Consider the following 19563-nt stretch of genomic DNA (forward strand, 5'->3'; position numbering starts at 1 on the left):
AAGGGGTCGCTCTAGAGCGATAAATAAGCACCCGAATCATAAGGCAATGAAAATGCGCAAGTTTCTGCGCACCCGCACACAAATCAATGATTTAAAAGAAGAATTACGAAATTACTTCAAATCGTTACTTATAAAAATAACGCAGAATTTTAACTTCCCTGCATTTATCAATTCAGATGCTTCCTATACGCGAATAGGAAGGATCCGAATAATTAAGTAAATATTTAAACAAACTTATAAACAGCGCCCGGCACAACCAGGCCGTTTCAGACGGGAACAGCCAGAATGAACTCGCGATACCCAGACAAGATCACGTACACCGCGAAGTAACAGAAGATCGCCGCCGACAGCAGGTACGACCAGGTCAGCAGCCGGTCGCCAAGCAGGCGCCCACCGTGGCTGGCGATGGTGCACAGTGATACGCACCAGAACAGCCCGGCAGCGAAGAAGCCACCGAGGAACAAGCCCGCATCCAACGCGCTGCCGCCACCGGACCGGGAGATCAGTACACCGCCAACGGCGGCGAACCAAAGGATCGCGGTAGGCGAGGACATGGCCAGGAAGATCCCGCGCAGGAACTCGCGCCAGCCCGACTCGATCACCACCTCGCGGCTGGCCTCCATGTGCCCGCCACGCCAGGCCGCCAGCAGCATCTTCACGGCGAACCACACCAGCAACGCCGAACCGCCCAGCCACAGGGTCCAGCGCACGCTTTCGAACTGCAGCAACACGGTCATCCCGGCCAGGGCGGCGATGGCATAGACCAGGTCGCCGACGCAGGTACCCAAGCCCAGCCAGAAGCCCTTGAGAAAACCGCGTTGCATGGCCAGGGTGATCATGGCGATGTTGGCCACGCCGATGTCCAGGCACAGGGACAGGCTGAGGAGGAAACCGTTGGAAAAAGGCATGGCGCACTCGGTGCAGTGAGAAAGTTGGCCAATTGAACACTCGGCGAGGGGCGCCGGTATTGGAAAAAATTGCGCCTGTTCAGGCCATCGCCGCCTGCTCGAAGACCTCATCAGCCCATTGGTTTAGGCTCTTGCCGGCAGCATGGGCGGCAATACTGGCGGCCGCATGGACTTCCGGGCGGATGCGCAGCATGACTTTGCCAGAGGCTGGTTTTTCAGGGGTGATGCCCTGCTCGGCGCAATCGGCCAGGTAATCGTCCAGCGCCTCGCGAAACGCTTCATGCAGCTCGGGTACGGAGCTTGCGTGGAAGCTGATGATATCGCGCAGGCCAAGTACACGGCCGACGAAGATATCGTCACGTGCGTCGTAATCGATGCGGGCGGCATAGCCCTTGTAGCGCATGCAGCTCATGGTCGGACTCCTGCCCGCAGCAGAAACTCGCGGGCTTCTTCAATCTGATACCGCCTGGCCTCCTTGCCAGGATGTGGGCGGTGGCATCGCCAGCACTGCTCACCCAGCAGGATCTTTACTCGGGAGCCCTGCCGTTCAAGTACCTGGCCGCCGAGGTACAGCACCAATGCCTCGATTTCGGCAAAAGACAGTGATGCCGTGGTCGGCGCTCGGAAAATACTGTCCAGGATCTTGCGATATCCTGTGTTCATCGGAAAATGCTATCAAATTAAGATAGCACTTCCGTCCACAACATTCAGTCAGGATTTTTCATCACCCGCCAACACCCGCGCATAACGCTCACGGTCCACATTCGCCCCGCTCAACACCACCGCCACCCGCTTGCCGGCCTGGCGCCCACGCTCTTGCATGAGCGCAGCCAGCGCGGCAGCCCCTGCCCCTTCGGCGGTGTTGTGGGTAGTTTCGTGATACAGGCGCATGGCGCCGGCGATCTCGTCATCGCTCACCCGCACGATACGTGCGGCATGCTCGCGCACCAGCGCAAAGGCCTGCGGATGGGGGACCCGGCAGGCCATGCCGTCGGCAAAAGTGTTGGCGCTGGCGGTGGTGACGACGCGGCCTTGTTCGAAGCTTTGCGCGTAGGCATCCGCCGCGCCGGAGACCACACCGACGATCTCGGTGCGCAGCCCCAGCAGGTTACGCGCCTGGATCAGCCCGCAAATGCCCGAGCCCATGCCGATCGGCACATACACACAATCGAGGTCGGCGACCGCCTCGAACAGCTCCAGGGCGTAAGTGGCAACGCCCTTCACCAGTTCCGGATGGAACGACGGCACCATGGCATAGCCACGCACTTCGGCCAGGCGGGCCGCCTCTTCACGCGCCACGTCGAAATCGACGCCGTGCTCCACCAGTTCGGCGCCGAGGGCGCGCATGGCGGCGTTCTTCTCCCGCGAGTTGCCTTCAGGCACCACGATCACCAGGGGCAGGCCAGCCTGGCGTGCCGCCAAGGCCATGCTCTGGCCATGGTTGCCACGGGTGGCGGTGACCAGACCACGCGGCAACACAGCCTGCGCCAGCAGCGAGCGCACATAGACCAGCCCGCCGCGCACCTTGAAAGCGCCGGTGGGCGCGTGGTTCTCATGCTTGACCCACAACTGGCAGCCAAGCCGCTCGGCCAGCAGCGGCCAGGCGTGCTGCGGGGTCGGCGGGACGTGCTGATGGACGTAGGTGGCCGCTTCACGCAGCGCGGGCAGGTCGAACATGACGATCATCCTTCATCGGTACGAGGTTGAACCGATCCTAAGCGCCGGGCATTGTATGGGTCCAAAGTTATATTGCATGGGTGGCAATATCGTGTGGACTCCAACCCTGGCCGATGACGGCCAGCCGCGTTACCTGGCATTGGTGGCAGCCATTGCCGAGGCCATCGAACGCGGTGAACTCAAGGTGGGTGAGCGCCTGCCACCGCAACGTCGGCTGGCCTGGACCCTCGGCCTCAACCCCAGCACCACGCAGCAGGCCTACCGTGAAGCGGCGGCGCGGCACCTGGTGTCCGGCGAGGTGGGGCGTGGCACCTATGTGCTGGCGGGAAGCAAGGAGGCCACGCTGTTCCGTCTCAAGCAACCGGACCACCGGCAGGCGATCATCGACCTGTCGACCAACGTGCCGGTAGCCGACCCGCATAACCTGGACCTGCAACACAGCTTGCAGGCCCTGCTCAGCCAGGGTGAAACCGCACTGCTTGAACACTACCTGGGCCCCGAGCAATTGCTGCTCGGCCGTGTGCAGGGTGCCCGCTGGCTGGCCAATCGCGGCCTGACCCTGGCGCCGGATGAACTGCTGCTGTGCGGCGGTGCCCAGCAAGGCTTGACGACGATATTGCAGTCGCTGTGCCAGGCCGGTGAGCCGGTCATGGTCGAGGCGCTGACCGCCCCCGGCATCAAGGCCGCCTGTCGCCAACTGCGCCTGCCGGTGCATGGTGTGGCGCTGGATGAGCAGGGCCTGTGCCCAGAGCAACTGGACCGGGTTGCCCGCGCCAGCGGTGCGCGCATGCTGGTGACCACCCCGACCCTGCACAACCCCACCGCTGCCTGCCCCAGCGACGAACGGCGCCAGGCCCTGGCCGACGTGGTCAGGCGCCACCAACTGCTGGTGATCGAAGATGACGTGTATGGAGCGCTGGCAGACAGCCCGCCGCTGTATCCGTTGCTGGAGGGCCGCGGCATCCTGATCAGCAGCCTGTCCAAGACGGTCGCGGCCGGGCTACGCCTGGGCTGGATCGCCGCCCGCCCGGGCTTGCTCGAACAGATCGACCCCCATGCCCAGGCCACCCACTGGCCGGTTTCGCCGCTGAATTTGCACATTGCCTGCCAGTGGATTGCCGACGGCACCGCCGCACGGCGGCTGGCCTGGCAAAGGCAGGAGATCGGCGAGCGCTGGCGCCTGGCGCGGGCGATATTGGGCGATCACCTCGTGGCCGGTGCAGTGCCTTCACCGCATGCCTGGGTCGCCACGCCTGGCGATGCCGAAACGCTGGTGGGGCGCTGCCGCGCACAGGGTGTCGAGGTGGTCCCGGCGAGTGTGTTCGCGATTGGTACGCAAACGCTGCAGGCGGTGCGGATCAGCCTGTCGGCGGCACTTGGCCGCGCCCAGTTGAAGCAGGGGCTGGAAATTGTTGCCCGGGTGATGGCGCAACAGGCGTAAAGGACCAACGGTTTGCAAGGCCTGTAGGGGCCTCATCGCTGGCAAGCCAGCTCCCACTCTGATCGCGCACGGCTCGAGGTCAGCGCGGTCGAGGTGGGAGCTGGCTTGCCAGCGATGAGGCCCGCACAGACAACACAGGACAGTTGCTCCCACAGGGGAAAGCAGCGGCTTGTCGGCGATGACAGGGCCAGGCTCAACCCTGCTGGCAACCCTCGCCCATGGCACGGTACTGCAGCGTGTGCACCTGCCCTTGATGATCCTCATAGGTCATGGTGGCGGGTACCACTTCACAGACGTTGGGGATGGTCGACAGGTTGATCACGCGCTTGATGTCGAGGTTGGTGGAGTAGTCGTACTGCTCGACCACGGGTTGGCTGGCGGCGGGCTTGGCCTCGTCTGCCAGGGCGAACGAGGACATACCGACCAATGCAAGAATCAGTAGGGCTTTCATGGGCAACGACCTTGATGGTGTTCAAGCTGATCGAGTGACTTCTGATGCCGTCAATGGCGCGGAGAAGTTGTCATCGGCGATGCAGATGACACGAAGTACCGATCCCGCTGTGTCGTACTGCTGGGGGGATGAGGAAAATTCTACTCCCCGCCTGGAATAGTTGAACCCCGAAGTAGGACAATCACCCTTGCCGGTTTTGCAACAATCTGCGACAAAGCCAGGCCCTGATTGTTAGCCGCCATTGCATTGCGTTTGACCATGCCCACCCTGACCTTCACTCACCTCCCTCACCTGCAACGCCGCCTGCTGGACCATTTCTACCGCCAGCACGGTTCACGCATGCGCGCCGCCGGCGAGGGCGAGCAGTGGGTGGCCCGCGCAGGCGACATGATCGCAGGGATGAACCTGATAAGCGTGACGGGCGGCCGCTGGCTGACCGGGCTGTTCGTCGCGCCGGGCTGGCGTGGCCAGCGGGTGGCAGCCCGGCTGATCGAAGCAGGCCTGCAAAGCAGTGCTGGCCCCACCTGGTTGTTCTGTGAGCCGCAACTGGCACCCTTCTATGAGCGTCTGGGCTTCAGCGTTTCCGAGCAGTTGCCCGAAGCCCTGGCCTCGCGCCTGGCCCGCTACCGGCGCAGCAAGCCATTGGTGGCGCTGGTGCGCAATCAGTCCTCGGCCACATCAAGCCCGGGGAATAGCACCTCGGTGTAGCCGAATTTGCTGAAATCCTGGATGCGCGAGGGGTAGAGCCGGCCGATCAGGTGGTCGCATTCATGCTGCACCACCCGGGCATGGAAGCCGTCGGCGAAGCGGTTGATCGGGTTGCCCTGCGGGTCGATGCCCGAATAGCTGATGTGCTTGTAACGTGGCACCACACCCCGCAGCCCTGGCACCGACAGACAGCCTTCCCAACCGTCCTCGACCTCCGTGGCCAGCGGCGTGATCACCGGGTTCAGCAGAATGGTCGTGGGCACCGGCTCGGCGTCCGGGTAGCGCTCGCTGCGCTCGAAACCGAAGATCACCAGTTGCAGGTCGATACCAATCTGCGGCGCCGCGAGCCCCACACCGCCGACATGACGCATGGTCTCGAACATGTCGTCGATCAGCTGTTGCAGTTCGGCGCTGCCGATCATCGCTGCGGGCACGGGCGGGGCGATGCGCAGCAGGCGTTCGTCGCCCATCTTGAGGATGTCACGGATCATCGGGGGCTCGACTCGTGGGGGTGAGGTTCGGGTGTCACCGGGTGTTCATGGCCAAGCACGGTGATGGTTTCCTGCGGATTGTCATGGGCAAAGCCCTTCTCGCCAGGGTTCTTGCCCTCGCTCGACATATGCTCGATCACCGCGTTCATCTCCGCACCCAGCAGCAGCACGGCGGCAGAAATGTAGAAATACAGCAAGAGCACGATGATCGCACCAATGCTGCCGTACATGGCGTTGTAGTCGGCGAAGGTCTTCACGTAATAGGCAAAGCCCAATGACGCGATGATCCACACCACCACCGCCAGCACCGAGCCTGGGGTGATGAAGCGAAATTTCTGCTTCACGTCGGGCATCACAAAATAGATCAGCGCCACCGCCACCATCATCAGGATGATGATCGCCGGCCAGCGCAACACGGTCCAGACGATGACCACCGCCTCCTGCAGGCCTACCTGGGCGGCGATCCACTCCATGACCTGCGGCCCGAGCACCATCAGCGCAGCGGCGGCCAGCAACATGCCGGCGATGCCGATGGTGTAGATCACCGACAACGGAATCCGCTTCCACAACGGCCGCCCCTCGGGCACGTCATACGCGGCGTTCATCGCGCTCATCATCAGGCGCACGCCCGCCGACGCGGTCCACAGGGCAATCACGATACCCACCGAGAGCAAGCCACCTTTGGATTGCTGCAACTGGTCGATCACCGGGTTGACCTGCTCCAGCGCCTGCGGTGGCAGCACCAGCTCCGACTGCAGGCGCAGCCAGGAGAAGAAGTCCGGCAAATGCAGGAAACCGATCAGGGCGATCAGGAACAGCAGGAAGGGGAACAGCGAGAACAGCATCTGGTAGGCCATAGCAGACGCGTAGGTGGACATCTCGTCGTCAAGGAACTCCTTGACGGTGCGCACCAGCACGCGGTGCAGGGGCAGGCCGCGCAGGTCGGGGAAAATCATAGCGTCTCCTTTCGCCGCTTGATCATCTGAGGGTCTGGCTTACTACAGGGGAAGGCCTGTCAATGCAGACAAGTCTAATAGACCCTGCCGCAGCTGTGGTTGCTCAGTGCGCAGGTTAAGAAAAACGCCACACCCGCCCCCACGTCGTGGGAGCGGGCTTGCCCCGCGATCAGCGCTTCAGGGTCATGGTTTCTTCAACGCATCCTTGGCCTTGCCCACCGCCTGCTGCGCCTCGCCCTTGAGTTCCTGGGCCTTGCCTTCGGCGCGCAGCCGATCGTTGTCGGTCACCTTGCCGACGCCTTGCTTGATGTTGCCCACGGCCTCGTTGGCCAGGCCTTTGGCTTTGTCTTTGGTGCCACTCATGGGATCTCTCCTTGCGCGAAAGACACGGGAAATCGTGCCGACAGTGGGTCGACCCGCGCCCCTTTGCCAGAGTTTCAATCGGTTCGATTGCCGCCAGCCGAACGGTAAACAGCGGGCGAATACCGCACCGATTCACCTGCCACGGCGCCGCGAAGCCGAACGGCTGCCCTAGAATCGCCCCCAGACAGCCCGCCCGATCACGGCGTGGCGCATAACAACAAACAGTCAGTGGAATCCCGCACCATGCGCTTGATGCCTGCGCTGGCAGCCCTGCTGCCACTACTCCCCTTGTCCGCCCACGCCGTTGCGCCTGCCCAAATACAGACGCTGACCGTCAACCGCTATGCCGACGACGGCCAACCCGGCACCCTGCGCTGGGCCATCGAAACCAGCAACCTGAACCCCGGCCACTACCGCATCGATATCGCCGCCGTGGGTAAACCGCCCCATGTGATCCGCCCGAATCGAGCGCTACCGGAAATCAAGGGGCCGGTCAGCATCACCGGCCTGGCCTGGGCCCGCGACGGCCAGTACATCACCCTCGATGGCTCGGGTTATATCAAGGACCAGGGCGTACACACCTGCCCTGGCGCCCTGCCCGGCCAGTACGGCACCAACGTGCGCACCACCACCAACCCTGGCCTGGTGCTGCGCGATACCCAAGGCGTGCACCTGCAGGGCCTGGAAGTGCGCAACTTCTGCATCGGCATCCTGATCAACCGCGCCAGCCACAACGTCATCGAAGACAACCGGATCGTCGCCAACAAGGGCGGCGCCGGAATCATGCTGACCGGCGACGACGGCGCCGGCAACCCGACCGCCACCACCACGAACAACAACAAGGTCCTGCGCAACCAGCTGATCGACAACGGCGATGGCCTGGAGCTGACCCGTGGCGCGGCCTTCAACCTGGTAGCCGACAACTTGTTCCGCTCCACCCCTGCCAACCCGGAACCCTCCCAGGGCATCGAGATCCTGCTGGGCAACGACAACAGCGTGGTGCGTAACCGCTTCGAAAACTACTCCGACGGCCTGCAGATCAACTGGGGCAAGCGCAACTACCTGGCCGCCAACACCTTCAGCGGCAACTCCATCGGCGTCAGTGTCACCGGCGAGGGCAATGTCCTCGACGGCAACCTGATCCACGGCAACCGCATCGGCGTGGCGCTGCGCCCGGAGCCGGAGATCACCGCCACTCGCCTCACCGCCAACCGCATCTGGGGCAACAGCCAGGATATACGCCGCTGCGAGGCCGGGGGCTCGTGCGTGGCCGACCAGCGCACCGGCGCCATCGTGTTCGGCGTGCCGGCCCAGGCCCATGCGCTGTACGTGGGCTCGCGCGGCATCGGCGCGCAGTTGGCGACGCAGGACCAAGCCATCATCTGCGACGGCAAAGGAGAACCCAAACCCTGCCAGCCGCTGCCAAACCATAACCAGTAGCCACCGACACTGCTCGCCCTGCAAGGCAATGTACTGCGCGGCGAGGTGCAGGGGCCGGCATCAAGCCTGCTGCGGGTCGAACTGTTCGGTAATGCCCAGGCTGAGGCGACCGAGGCCGAGCAGTATCTGGGTGAAGTGCTGGTGAAAAGCGATGCCCAGGGGCAGGCGCGGTTTGCTCAGGCGCTTGAGCAAAGCGAAGGGCTGCAAAGCTTCACCGCGACCGTCACCACCGCTGATGGCGCCACATCGGCATTGAGCGCCGCACTGCGCCGTTGAGGCCACAGACCTTATCGCCGGCATGCCGACGATAAGGTCACCCCGCGCCCCAGGCAGCCACTACCGATTTCACGTAGCATGCGCACATACCCACCACCACTGCCCATCGCCATGCTGATCCCCTACGAGCAACTCGAAGCCGACACCCTCACCCGCCTGATCGAGGACTTCGTCACCCGCGACGGCACCGACAACGGCGACGACACGCCCCTGGAAACCCGTGTGCTGCGGGTGCGCCAGGCGCTGGCCAGGAAGCAGGCATTCATCCTGTTCGATTTCGAGAGCGAGCAATGCCAGTTGCTGGCCCGGCATGATGTGCCGCCGGAACTGCTGGCACCCTAGGCCTCAGGCCTGTTTCAGGCCCGCGCTTTCGCCTGCTGCTCCTTGATCCGGTTGTACACCTCCACCCGGTGCACATCGACATTGCGCGGCGCGCTGATGCCGAAGCGAACCTGGCCATTTTCGACCGACACCACCTGGATGCTGATGTCGTCTCCGATGAAAATCACCTCACCCACTTCACGTCCGATTACCAACATGCTCCGATCCTCCAGCCTTAGGGAAAACCGGAGACTGCCTTGATGGCTTTATCCTACTCAATCACTCCAGGGTGAAAGAGACCTAGCCTACCAACAGAGGTAAAAGGTCCTACAAAAATGCGGCTCAACCATAATGTCAGCCAGTTAAGCCAATTGGGGCCGCTCTGCGGCCCTTCGCGGGTAAACCCGCTCCCACAGGATTGCGCAAAATCTCAAGCTAGCGCTGTACCTGTGGGAGCGGGTTTACCCGCGAAGGGCTGCAAGGCAGCCCCATTAGTGGCTTTGAAGCGCTATCTGACTGGCATCAGGCTCAACCAGCACTCTTGCCGGCCTTGGCGCGCATCTTGACCGCCATATCGGCCATTTCGTCATACAGCCGCTGGGGCGCCTGGCACTTGAGCTGCCAAGCCTGGCGCCCGGTTTCGTGGGGCAGGATGAGGAACTCGCCGGCGGCCACCTGTGCATGAATGTACTCGGCAATATCGGCAGCGCTGATGGGCGAGCCTTCCAGCAACTTGCCCACCTGGGCTTTCATTGCCGGGGTCGGCCCACGGAACGAATCAAGCAGGTTGGTCTGGAAGAACGACGGGCAGACCACGTGCACCGCCACCCCGACCTGGCGCAGCTCCACCAGCAGGCTTTCCGACAGCGCCAGCACCCCGGCCTTGGCCACGTTGTAGTTGCTCATCCCCGGCCCCTGCATCAGCGCGGCCATGGAGGCAATGTTGATGATCCGTCCGCGGCTGCGTTCGAGCAGCGGCAGGAACGCCTTGCAACCCTTGACCACGCCCATCAGGTTGACTGCGATCTGCCAGTCCCAGTCTTCCAGCGACAGCTCGCTGAAGAAGCCGCCCGAGGCCACCCCCGCGTTGTTGACGATCACGTCGCAGCCACCCAGTCGCTGTTCGCAGGCCTGGGCCAGGGCGGTGAGCTGGCTGTAGTCGCGCACGTCGCAGCGCTGGACAAAACCGTCGCCACCGGCGGCGCGCACTTGCTCCAGTGTCTCGCGCAGGCCTGCCTCGTTGACATCGGCCAAGGCCAGCTGCCAACCCTCGCGGGCCCAGCGCAGGGCAATCTCACGGCCCAGGCCGGAACCGGCCCCGGTGATCATCATTCGCTTGTGCATGGTCGCTGCCTTGTACTGAACAGTGGGAATGCCCGGAGTCTAGCGACAAGCAGGGCTGCGCCGGTGTGGCATCAGGCAGCTGAATGTGGGGGTATCGGGCGACGCCGGGGGACCGGCCTGCGTGTACCGACAGCCGATTGAATTATTACCGGCGTGCACAGGTCGGAAATTGTGAGCGGCCAGCATTGTTCCGCGGCCCTTGACCCCCAACCACGCAAGGACTCCGCCATGACCACGATCCTCATCATCATCCTGATCCTGCTGCTGATCGGTGGCTTACCGGTCTTCCCCCACTCGCGCAGCTGGGGCTATGGCCCTTCGGGCATCGTCGGCGTGGTGCTGGTGGTGCTGTTGATACTGGTGTTGCTGGGGCACATCTGACCTAACCAGGCGGCACCAAGCGCAGGTCACCGCGCAGGCGCCGCAACAGCGCCTCGCGGTCCAGCGGCAGTGCGAGGTAGTCGCCCTGGGCGCTCTCGCAGCCCATCCCCAGCAAGGCCAGATGCTGTTCGGCGCTGGATACCCCGACCACCGTCAGGTGCTGCTCGAGGGCCAGCGCCAAATTCAGGCAATGCTGCACCACAGCACGGCACCGGGCTTCATGGGGCAGGCCACGAATGAAGCGCTCGGCCAGTTTGATCCGGGTGAACGGCAGCTGGCACAACAGCTGGCTGCCGGCCTGGTCGCTGCCGAACTCGGCCAGGCTCAGCTCGCAACCCAGCGCCCGCAGGCGCAGCAAGTTCTCAAGCTCCACCACGGTGATGTGGTAGAGGCTGCGCCCGCTCAGCTCGAAGCACAGGTGACGCACATCGAAGCGCTGCTGGTGCAGCAAGGTACGAATACGCAACACCAGCGAGCGATCCAGCAGTTGCGGCCCCTTCAGGCGCAGGGTGATGCGTAACCGGCGCCCCTCGGCCTGCAGTTCGCTGTGCAGCGCCAGGCCCTGCTCAAGCAGTAACAACGCCAGTTCATCGAGCAAGCCACAACGCTCCACGGCAGGCAGGAAGATCTCCGGCGCCAGCACCCCCATCAACGGATGGTGCCAGAACGGTATCAGGTCAACGCCAGTGATGCGCCCGTCGCGCAAGTCGAAACTGGGTAGGTAGAACGCCGTGAACTGCCCGTCGCGCATGCCGCCGCGCACCCCTTCCTCACCCGGCCAGAAAACCGCTGGGCGAGGTGAGGCCGTATCCGCCGGCTGCGGATTCGGCAGGCACTGGCGCAGCATCTCCACCGACAAGGGTGGCTCCAGGTCGGCGATGAAACGCATGCCAAGCCGCTCCACCAATTGCTGTACGCCGCGGCGCATGCTCGGGCTCAGGCTGCAGGTCAACAGCACCGCCCCCGCCAACCTGGCCTTGCCCAGTCGATGGAGGAATTCCAGGGTATCCATGCTGCCGTCGCTCCCGCCCGTCAGGGCACACACCGCCAGATCGACCCGTCCTGCCTGCTGCAGGCACAGCAGGGCTTCATTGATATCCTGTGCCTGCAACACCTCGGCACACCCCAGGTAACCAAAGGTCTTCACCGCGATCACCCGCTGGAAGCGGTGCTCTTCGACTACCAGCACCCGCAACCCGTCTACCTCCATGTTCCACCTCTCGCTGCTCAATCCTGGCCGACGTGCCTGTCACGCGCGGCGCTGTTCTGTGTGCTGTAGCGCTGCAACACCCGTTCGAGCTCACTCAGCGCCTGGCAAACGGCCTCCAGTTGCCCGGGCGGGAGCGTGCCGCCGGCGCAACTGCGCTCGACCTGCTCGCAGGCTTCGATCACCTTGCGGGCGCGAATGATCCGCGCCCCACCCTTGATCCGGTGAGCCAGCGCAGCAAGTGCCCCCAGATCCTCGTCTTCACCATGGCCGAGCAGTTGGCCAAGGTCTTTGCGGTTGCTGGCCAGCAGGTCATTGAGCAGCGCGTCCAGCGCCTGCTGGTCCCCCCCGGTCAGGCGCTCCAGGCTGCTCAGGTCGAAGCCGTCGTCCACCGCGACGGGCGCGTCGTCACTCACCCGCGGCATGCCCGCCAGAGCCAAGGCCAGGGCCTTGAGCCCCAACGGTTTGAAATGGCAGGCATCCATGCCGGCCCGCTCGCAGCGCTGACGCTCGCCCACCAGTGCATTGGCAGTCAGCCCCAGCACCCGGCATGCCCGGCGCCCCTGCCGACGCTCGTGCAGGCGAATCGCCCGGGCCAGGGTGTAGCCATCGAGCACGGGCATGTTGCAGTCGCTGATCACCACATCGAAATTGCCCTGCAACCATGCGCGCAAGCCTTGGGCACCATCTTCGGCAACGCTGGCGCGATGGCCCAGGTAGCCCAGCTGGTTGACCAGCAACAGGCGATTGGCCGGATAGTCATCGACCACCAGTACCCGCAAGCTCTCACTCTTCGCCAGCAGGGCGTCGGGCGCCTCCTGCGCCGCCATCGTTTCGCGGGCGTCGACTCGCTCGAGCCGCAGTGCCAGATCGATCCGCGTGCCCACGCCCAGGGTGCTGCGCAAGTGCATGTGCCCGCCCATCAACTCGCACAAGGTACGGCTGATCGACAAGCCCAGGCCCGCCCCGCGCCGTGCCGACTGACGGTTGTTGCTGGCCTGCCAGAAAAGCCCGCCAAGCCGTGACAGCTCCGCCTCGGGAATGCCGATACCGGTGTCCTCCACGGTCAGCTCGACCGCCACCGCACGCGCCTGCACGGTGCTGCGCAGGCTTACCCGGACGCTGCCACGGTGGGTGAACTTGATTGCGTTGCTCAGCAGGTTGGCGAGGATCTGCTTGAAGCGCAGCGGGTCGAGCAGCACCTCCGCGTCCGCCGGCCCCTCCAGTTCCAGCAGCAGCTGCAACCCTTTGCTGCGTGCCTGCTGCTCGAACAACTGCACCACCTCGGCCACATGCTGTTGCAGACACCCCGGCTGCGGTGCCAGTTGCAGATGGCCAGTTTCGATGCGGGTAACGTCGAGGATGTCGCCGATCAGCCCGAGCAGGCTGCGCGCCGCGTCCGAGGCGACTTCGATCGACAAGCGGTCGAGCACGCCCTGCTCGGCCTTGCGCAAAGCCAGCTCGAGCATGCCCAGCACGGCATTGAGCGGTGTGCGTATCTCGTGGCTCATGGTGGCAAGGAAGTGGGTCTTGGCCTGGTTGGCACTGTCGGCCTCGTCCTTGGCCGCCTGCAACTGCGCCTGCAGGTGCTGGCGTTCGGTGACATCGATCCAGCCGGCGATCACCCCTGCCTGGCCATCGCGCAGACCGCGGTAAGGCAGCATCCAGTGTGACAGGGTGCGTTGCACACCTTCGCCCAGGCTGACCTGCAGGTCTTCGACATGCACCTGGCCGCTGGCCAGCACCTCGCGCCAGACGCCCTGCCAGGCCAAGGCCTCGCTCTGGCCCAAAGGCTGACCGATGACCGCCGCCTGACTGACCTGCAAGGCCTGCAGGTAGCTGTTGTTGCAGGTCAGCAGGCGGCCGTGCTGGTCGCAGACATAGATCGGATGCGGTGTGCCATCGATCATCACGCGCATGAACGCCAACTGGTCGGCCAGTTCTCGCTCGGCCTGCTCGCGCACCCGCACCAGCCGGCGCAGGTAGCGGACCCAGGCCAGTGCCAGCAGCAGCGACAGGGCGACCGCGGCAAAACCTTGCAGCACCGCCAGCCGATAGCGTTGCCAGAAACTGTCGGCAACGATCACCTCGCTGCGCCAACGGCGGGCCAAGGCGTCCATTTCCTGGGGTGACAGGCTGAGCAGCGCCTTGTTGAGGATCGCCTGCAGTTCCAGCGCGCCCCGTGGGCTGGCGAACGCGAAATAGGCCGGCTCCAGGGTTAGGCTGGCACTGATCTTCAGGCGTGTCGGCGCCAGCCGCTCGGTCAACGCCCGGGCACCGATCATGGGCACCAGCGCAGCATCGGCGCGGCCGCTGGCCACGCGCCAGACCGCATCCACCGGCCCGTCGGACTCGACCAGGTGGATGTCCGGATAGTGCTGGCGCAGATACGCCTTGGGATAGCCGCTGCGGGTCACGGCCAGGCGCAGCCCGGTCAGTTGCTCCAGGGTGGATGCCGCCGTGCCGCTGTCGGCAGTGACCAACACCCGCGCCGAACTGGCAAAGCTGCGGCTGAACGTCAGGTGCTGCTCACGTTCATTGCTGGGCGTGACGCCGGCGATCAGGTCGGCCTCGCCCCTGGCGGTACGCTCGATCATGCGCTCCAGGGTCCCGCCGGCCACCAGGTCGAAGGTCAGGCCGGTGCGCCGGCCTATGCGTTGCAACACATCCACCGCCAGCCCGCGCAGACGCCCCTCGCCGTCGCGGTAGCTGATGGGTGGGTATTGATCGTTGAGCAGCACCCGCAACGGCCCCTGGCCCTGTACCCAACTCAGCTCCTTGTCACTCAGTCGCAGCGGACCGCGCTCAACCAGCCCCTGCCCGCCCCAGCGACGACGGATGCGCGCATGCTCCTGCGGCTCGATGCTGGCCAGCACCGAATCGACCAGGCCGTGCAACGGCGTGTCGTGCGGATGCATGGCAAACCCCAGCGGCTGGCTTTCCAGGTCGGGACTATCGAAGGCTTCCAGCGGCCCGACCAGCCCTTTGCCGATCAGGTACTGACTTTCCAGTGCACCACCCAGGTAAAGGTCGGCCTGGCCAAAGGCCAAGGCACCCAGCGCTGCACGGGTGGAGGGGAATACCTGGACCTGCGCCTGAGGATATCGAGCCAGTATGCTGTCGAGCCTGCGGTAACCTTCGCGCATGGCCACGCGCAAAGGCACATCGGCCGCTGGTTCATCCTCTCGCAGCACCACCACTGGCAGGTCTTGCGCATAGGCATGCGACAACCACAGGCCGGCATCGCTGGCCTGCCGGGCAGTGACACTGGCCAGCAGGTCCACTTCACGCGCCCGCAACGCCTCGATGGCGGCATTGAGCGAGGCATACACATGGATTTGCACGGGTAGCTGCAGTTGCCCGGCCAGCAACCCGGCATAGTCGGCGCTGATCCCTTCGTAGTCGCGACCGGTACCGAGGACGTCCAACGGCGGGTTGTCCGGCCTCACCACTGCCAGCCTGAGCTGCTGTCGCTCCCACAGCCAGCGCAACTGCGCTTCGTCCGGGGTCAGCCGGGGGCCAGAGAAGGTCGAGCGGCCGTGCAACTGCGGCAGTTGATCGGCAGGCAGAAGAGGTGCGTAACACAACAACACAGCCAGCAACCCCCTGTGTATCAGCCCCACGCGATGACCACTAGATCAGCAGGTTGCGACGGGCAACGTCGGCCAGTTCTATCACCGAACCGACCCGTAGCTTGTCCAGCAGCCTGGACTTGTAGGTGCTGATGGTCTTGTTGCTGAGCAGCATGGTTTCGCCGATGGCCTTGTTGCTCAGGCCCCGCGACAGGTGCTGGAGAATGATCACTTCCCGGTCGCTGAGGCCGGAAAGGCGCTGCGCTTCGCTGGCATGGATATCCTGGCGGTTTACCGAGCTCAGCGACACCTCGGGGAAATAGCTGTAGCCCGAGCGCAGGGCCAGCACCGCCTTGCTCAGTTCGCAGAGGTCATCGGACTTCGACACGAAGCCGGCAGCCCCGGCCTTCATGCAGCGCAACGAGAAGCACTCGGCCAACTGCGAGGTGAGCACCAGGATCTTCGGTGGCTGTGGCAGCGCCCGCAACCGCGCCATGACCTGCAGCCCATCCAGGCCAGGCATGATGATGTCGAGGATGACCAGGTCAGGGGTGTGCTCGCGGGCCAGCTGCACGGCATCGACGCCGTTGTCGGCCTGGCCGATGATGTCCAGGCGCTCCTGACGCAACTGCAGGCACACACTGGCGCGGATAAAAGGGTGATCGTCCACCACGAGGGCTTTTTGCATGGCGTTGTCCTCTTCGTTGAGCGGTTTCTTGGCTCGCAGTACGAGTAGACGCGCGAGGCGGCCATTGCGGGCCTTGGGGCACATTGTTCACCCTGCCCCAGGCCCCCGAATGCACGATACGTCCTAAATAAAACAAGAATTTTCCCAAGATCGAGTCGACCTTCCCTGCTTATCACCGCACAAAAAAAACGCCCCGCAAGCGGGGCGTTTTTCACACCAGGGTTGGATCAGTGCGAAACCGCACCACTGGCCCCCAGGCCGGTCTGCGAGCGGACGAACTGCGGGTAGAACAGCGCGCGTTCGTCTTCGGCAGCCTTGGACTTGTCGGTGACCGAGAAGAACCAGATACCGACAAAGGCGATCAGCATCGAGAACAGCGCCGGGTACTCGTAGGGGTAGATGGCTTTCTCGTGGCCGAGGATCTGTACCCAGATGGTCGGGCCGAGGATCATCAGGCCCACCGCGCTGATCAGCCCCAGCCAGCCGCCGATCATGGCGCCGCGGGTGGTCAGCTTCTTCCAGTACATCGAGAGCAGCAGCACCGGGAAGTTGCAGCTGGCGGCAATGGAGAACGCCAGGCCGACCATGAAGGCGATGTTCTGCTTCTCGAACAGAATCCCCAGGCCGATCGCCAGCACGCCCAGGGCGATGGTGGTGATCTTCGATACGCGGATCTCGTCCTTGTCGTTGGCCTTGCCCTTGCGCCAGACGCTGGCGTACAGGTCATGGGACACCGCCGAGGCACCGGCCAGGGTCAGGCCGGCAACCACCGCCAGGATGGTGGCGAAGGCCACGGCCGAGATGAAGCCGAGGAAGATGCTGCCACCCACGGCATCGGCCAGGTGCACCGCCGCCATGTTGTTGCCACCCAGCAGGGCGCCGGCGGCGTCCTTGAAGTCCGGGTTGGTGCTGACCAGCAGGATTGCGCCGAAGCCGATGATGAAGGTCAGGATGTAGAAGTAACCGATGAAGCCGGTGGCGTAGAGCACGCTCTTGCGGGCTTCCTTGGCGTCACTGACGGTGAAGAAGCGCATCAGGATGTGCGGCAGGCCGGCGGTACCGAACATCAGCGCCAGGCCCAGCGAGAACGCCGAGATCGGGTCCTTGACCAGGCCGCCCGGGCTCATGATCGCCTCGCCCTTGGCGTGCACCTTGATCGCCTCGGAGAACAGGGTGTTGAAGTCGAAGCCCACGTGCTTCATCACCATCAGCGCCATGAAGCTGGCACCGGACAGCAGCAGCACGGCCTTGATGATCTGTACCCAGGTGGTGGCGAGCATGCCGCCAAACAGCACGTACAGGCACATCAGCACGCCGACCAGGATCACCGCAACATGGTAGTCAAGGCCGAACAGCAGCTCGATCAGCTTGCCGGCACCGACCATCTGCGCGATCAGGTAGAACGCCACCACCACCAGCGAGCCGGAGGCCGACAGGGTGCGGATTTCCTTCTGCCCGAGGCGGTAGGAGGCAACGTCGGCGAAGGTGTACTTGCCCAGGTTGCGCAGGCGTTCGGCGATCAGGAACAGGATGATCGGCCAGCCGACCAAAAAGCCGATGGAGTAGATCAGGCCGTCGTAGCCCGAAGTGAACACCAGGGCGGAAATACCCAGGAACGAGGCTGCCGACATGTAGTCGCCGGCAATCGCCAGGCCGTTCTGGAAGCCAGTGATCTTGCCGCCGGCGGCATAGTAGTCGGCGGCAGAGTTGTTGCGCTTGGAGGCCCAGTAGGTGATGCCCAGGGTAAAGGCGACGAAGGCCACGAACATGGCGATCGCGGCAACGTTCAGCGGTTGCTTCTGCACCTCGCCAGTCAGGGCATCAGCTGCCCACACGGCGGGTGCGAAAGCGCCGCAGGCCAGGACGGCCAGGGCTTTGGCATGACGGATCATTGCTTGGCCTCCTCGAGGATTGCCTTGTTCAACTCGTCGAACTCGCCGTTGGCGCGGCGTACGTAGATGGCGGTGAGCACGAACGCCGAAACGATCAGGCCGACGCCCAGGGGGATGCCCCAGGTGATCGACGAGCCGGGGCTGAGCTTGGCACCAAGCAGGTGCGGGCCGTAGGCGATGAGGAGGATGAAGGCGCAGTAGAGGCCGAGCATGACTGCCGAGAGGATCCAGGCGAAACGCTCGCGCTTGGTGACCAGTTCCTTGAAGCGCGGACTGTTCTGTATCGATTGGTAAATGCTGTCGTTCATTGTTTTTGTCCTAGCAGCACAGATGTAGGGAGAACCCGACTCCACTTTATGCTGCCGCTGGACGCCAACCAGACGACCTTAGTCTTAGATGCAAGGGTGTTTTACAGATTGCGTAACAAAGTGACGACATATTCGCGGGTAAACCCGCTCCCACAGGTCGCCACGATGTTTGGGTGCGTGGTGATCCTGTGGGAGCGGGTTTACCCGCGAAGGGGCCTTGGCCTAATTGGCCCTTGATGTCAGGTTACTTACCGGTCCACTCCTTGACCCGCTCCGGATGCTTGGCCACCCAGTCCTTGGCCGCCGCTTCCGGCTTGGCGCCTTCCTGGATCGCCAGCATCACTTCACCGATCTCATCCTTGGACTGCCATTGGAACTTCTTCAGGAACTCGGCCACTTCCGGGGCCTTGGTGGCCAATTCCTTGCTGCCGATGCTGTTGACCGTTTCCGCGGCGCCATACACGCCTTTCGGATCTTCAAGGAACTTGAGCTTCCACTTGGCGAACATCCAGTGCGGCACCCAGCCGGTGACGGCGATGGATTGCTGCTTGGCATAGGAGCGCCCAAGCTCGGCGGTCATTGCCGCGCCGGAGCTGGCGGTCAGTTTGTAGCCGGTCAGGTCGTAGTCCTTGATGGCCTGTTCGGTCTTGAGCATGACCCCGGAGCCTGCGTCGATGCCGACGATCTTCTGCTTGAAGCTCTGGTCGGTCTTGAGGTCTTCGATGCTGTTGGCCTTGACGTACTCGGGGACGATCAGGCCGATCTTGGCGTCCTTGAAGTTGGGGCCGTAGTCGACCACGTTGTCCTTGTTCTTGGCCCAGTACTCGCCGTGGGTGACCGGCAGCCAGGCCGACAGCATGGCGTCGAGTTTGCCGGTGGCCACGCCCTGCCACATGATGCCGGTGGCCACGGCCTGCAGTTTCACGTCGTAGCCGAGCTTCTGCCTGATCACTTCGGCGGCCACGTTGGTGGTCGCCACGCTATCGGACCAACCATCCACGTAACCGATGCTGACTTCCTTGGCCATGGCTTGCGCAGTGCTCATGGCCAGTACCACAGCAGTGCCCACGCCCAGGAAACGTCGCATTCTTGTAAAAGTCGCCATCAAAGCATCCCCTCGTCAGGTCTTGGAGATTGCA

At 63.7% G+C, this 19563-nt stretch carries 19 protein-coding genes and 1 pseudogene; 5 read left to right on the top strand and 15 right to left on the bottom strand.

Features of this window, described 5'->3' with window-relative positions:
• Positions 1 to 266: 266 nt before the first annotated feature.
• The 3 genes from EJA05_RS20840 to EJA05_RS20855 all read right to left on the bottom strand — a co-directional run bounded on the left by EJA05_RS20840 (position 267) and on the right by EJA05_RS20855 (position 2585).
• Complete coding sequence (locus EJA05_RS20840; protein WP_125859614.1) at positions 267 to 908, bottom strand: LysE family translocator; 642 nt, start codon at positions 906 to 908, stop codon at positions 267 to 269.
• A gap of 79 nt (positions 909 to 987) precedes the next feature.
• Entirely contained in the window at positions 988 to 1320 is a 333-nt protein-coding gene (locus tag EJA05_RS20845; protein WP_125465099.1) for a type II toxin-antitoxin system HicB family antitoxin, read from the bottom strand.
• A gap of 299 nt (positions 1321 to 1619) precedes the next feature.
• On the bottom strand, positions 1620 to 2585 hold the full coding sequence (locus tag EJA05_RS20855) for a threonine dehydratase (protein WP_125859616.1): 966 nt from the start codon (positions 2583 to 2585) through the stop codon (positions 1620 to 1622).
• Positions 2586 to 2661: 76 nt separating this feature from the next.
• On the opposite strand from EJA05_RS20855, the gene EJA05_RS20860 reads away from it, so the two are divergent.
• On the top strand, positions 2662 to 4026 hold the full coding sequence (locus EJA05_RS20860) for an aminotransferase-like domain-containing protein (RefSeq protein ID WP_223811861.1): 1365 nt from the start codon (positions 2662 to 2664) through the stop codon (positions 4024 to 4026).
• Positions 4027 to 4219: 193 nt separating this feature from the next.
• On the opposite strand, the gene EJA05_RS20865 is transcribed toward EJA05_RS20860, so the two are convergent.
• Positions 4220 to 4477, bottom strand: a complete 258-nt coding sequence (locus EJA05_RS20865; RefSeq protein WP_125465102.1) for a DUF2790 domain-containing protein — start codon at positions 4475 to 4477, stop codon at positions 4220 to 4222.
• 339 nt (positions 4478 to 4816) lie between these two features.
• On the opposite strand from EJA05_RS20865, the gene EJA05_RS20870 reads away from it, so the two are divergent.
• Complete coding sequence (locus tag EJA05_RS20870) at positions 4817 to 5185, top strand: GNAT family N-acetyltransferase (RefSeq protein ID WP_125861384.1); 369 nt, start codon at positions 4817 to 4819, stop codon at positions 5183 to 5185.
• Here the strand turns inward: EJA05_RS20870 and def are convergent.
• The 3 genes from def to EJA05_RS20885 all read right to left on the bottom strand — a co-directional run bounded on the left by def (position 5140) and on the right by EJA05_RS20885 (position 6995).
• Positions 5140 to 5676: a peptide deformylase gene (gene def / locus EJA05_RS20875; RefSeq protein WP_125465103.1), complete on the bottom strand. Its 537-nt coding sequence runs from the start codon at positions 5674 to 5676 to the stop codon at positions 5140 to 5142. The two genes, EJA05_RS20870 and def, sit on opposite strands and share 46 nt — an antisense overlap.
• Positions 5673 to 6632 (bottom strand): YihY/virulence factor BrkB family protein, encoded by a 960-nt coding sequence (locus EJA05_RS20880; RefSeq protein ID WP_125859617.1) that lies wholly within the window; start codon positions 6630 to 6632, stop codon positions 5673 to 5675. Before EJA05_RS20880 ends, def begins: the two co-directional genes overlap by 4 nt.
• A 183-nt stretch (positions 6633 to 6815) precedes the next feature.
• Positions 6816 to 6995 carry a CsbD family protein gene (locus tag EJA05_RS20885; protein WP_125465105.1) on the bottom strand — a complete coding sequence of 60 codons (180 nt, stop codon included), beginning with the start codon at positions 6993 to 6995 and terminating at the stop codon, positions 6816 to 6818.
• 243 nt (positions 6996 to 7238) lie between these two features.
• On the opposite strand from EJA05_RS20885, the pseudogene EJA05_RS20890 reads away from it, so the two are divergent.
• Positions 7239 to 8711, top strand: a pseudogene (locus tag EJA05_RS20890) (right-handed parallel beta-helix repeat-containing protein).
• 111 nt (positions 8712 to 8822) lie between these two features.
• Positions 8823 to 9053: a YheU family protein gene (locus EJA05_RS20895; RefSeq protein WP_125466238.1), complete on the top strand. Its 231-nt coding sequence runs from the start codon at positions 8823 to 8825 to the stop codon at positions 9051 to 9053.
• A 14-nt stretch (positions 9054 to 9067) separates the two neighbouring features.
• Here EJA05_RS20895 and csrA read toward each other — a convergent pair whose 3' ends face one another.
• Both csrA and EJA05_RS20905 read right to left on the bottom strand, forming a co-directional pair.
• A complete protein-coding gene (gene csrA / locus EJA05_RS20900) occupies positions 9068 to 9250 on the bottom strand; it encodes a carbon storage regulator CsrA (protein WP_110996332.1) in 183 nt (60 codons plus the stop codon).
• Positions 9251 to 9560: 310 nt separating this feature from the next.
• Positions 9561 to 10376, bottom strand: coding sequence for an SDR family oxidoreductase (locus EJA05_RS20905; protein ID WP_125859618.1), 816 nt, complete (start codon positions 10374 to 10376; stop codon positions 9561 to 9563).
• A 228-nt stretch (positions 10377 to 10604) separates the two neighbouring features.
• On the opposite strand from EJA05_RS20905, the gene EJA05_RS20910 reads away from it, so the two are divergent.
• Entirely contained in the window at positions 10605 to 10757 is a 153-nt protein-coding gene (locus tag EJA05_RS20910) for a DUF3309 family protein (RefSeq protein ID WP_110996334.1), read from the top strand.
• Position 10758: 1 nt separating this feature from the next.
• Here EJA05_RS20910 and EJA05_RS20915 read toward each other — a convergent pair whose 3' ends face one another.
• The 6 genes from EJA05_RS20915 to EJA05_RS20940 all read right to left on the bottom strand — a co-directional run bounded on the left by EJA05_RS20915 (position 10759) and on the right by EJA05_RS20940 (position 19529).
• Positions 10759 to 11967: an EAL domain-containing response regulator gene (locus EJA05_RS20915; protein ID WP_125859619.1), complete on the bottom strand. Its 1209-nt coding sequence runs from the start codon at positions 11965 to 11967 to the stop codon at positions 10759 to 10761.
• Between the two features lie 17 nt (positions 11968 to 11984).
• Positions 11985 to 15551 carry a transporter substrate-binding domain-containing protein gene (locus EJA05_RS20920; protein ID WP_190306014.1) on the bottom strand — a complete coding sequence of 1189 codons (3567 nt, stop codon included), beginning with the start codon at positions 15549 to 15551 and terminating at the stop codon, positions 11985 to 11987.
• 46 nt (positions 15552 to 15597) lie between these two features.
• Complete coding sequence (locus EJA05_RS20925) at positions 15598 to 16224, bottom strand: response regulator transcription factor (RefSeq protein ID WP_125465111.1); 627 nt, start codon at positions 16222 to 16224, stop codon at positions 15598 to 15600.
• A 227-nt stretch (positions 16225 to 16451) separates the two neighbouring features.
• Complete coding sequence (locus EJA05_RS20930; RefSeq protein ID WP_110996338.1) at positions 16452 to 18116, bottom strand: cation acetate symporter; 1665 nt, start codon at positions 18114 to 18116, stop codon at positions 16452 to 16454.
• Positions 18113 to 18424, bottom strand: a complete 312-nt coding sequence (locus tag EJA05_RS20935) for a DUF485 domain-containing protein (protein ID WP_110996339.1) — start codon at positions 18422 to 18424, stop codon at positions 18113 to 18115. The genes EJA05_RS20930 and EJA05_RS20935 overlap by 4 nt, the downstream gene beginning before the upstream one ends.
• 244 nt (positions 18425 to 18668) lie before the next feature.
• Positions 18669 to 19529 carry a glycine betaine ABC transporter substrate-binding protein gene (locus EJA05_RS20940; protein ID WP_125859621.1) on the bottom strand — a complete coding sequence of 287 codons (861 nt, stop codon included), beginning with the start codon at positions 19527 to 19529 and terminating at the stop codon, positions 18669 to 18671.
• Between the last annotated feature and the right edge of the window lie 34 nt (positions 19530 to 19563).

The organism is Pseudomonas oryziphila, assembly GCF_003940825.1.
GTDB classification, from domain to species: Bacteria; Pseudomonadota; Gammaproteobacteria; order Pseudomonadales; family Pseudomonadaceae; genus Aquipseudomonas; species Aquipseudomonas sichuanensis.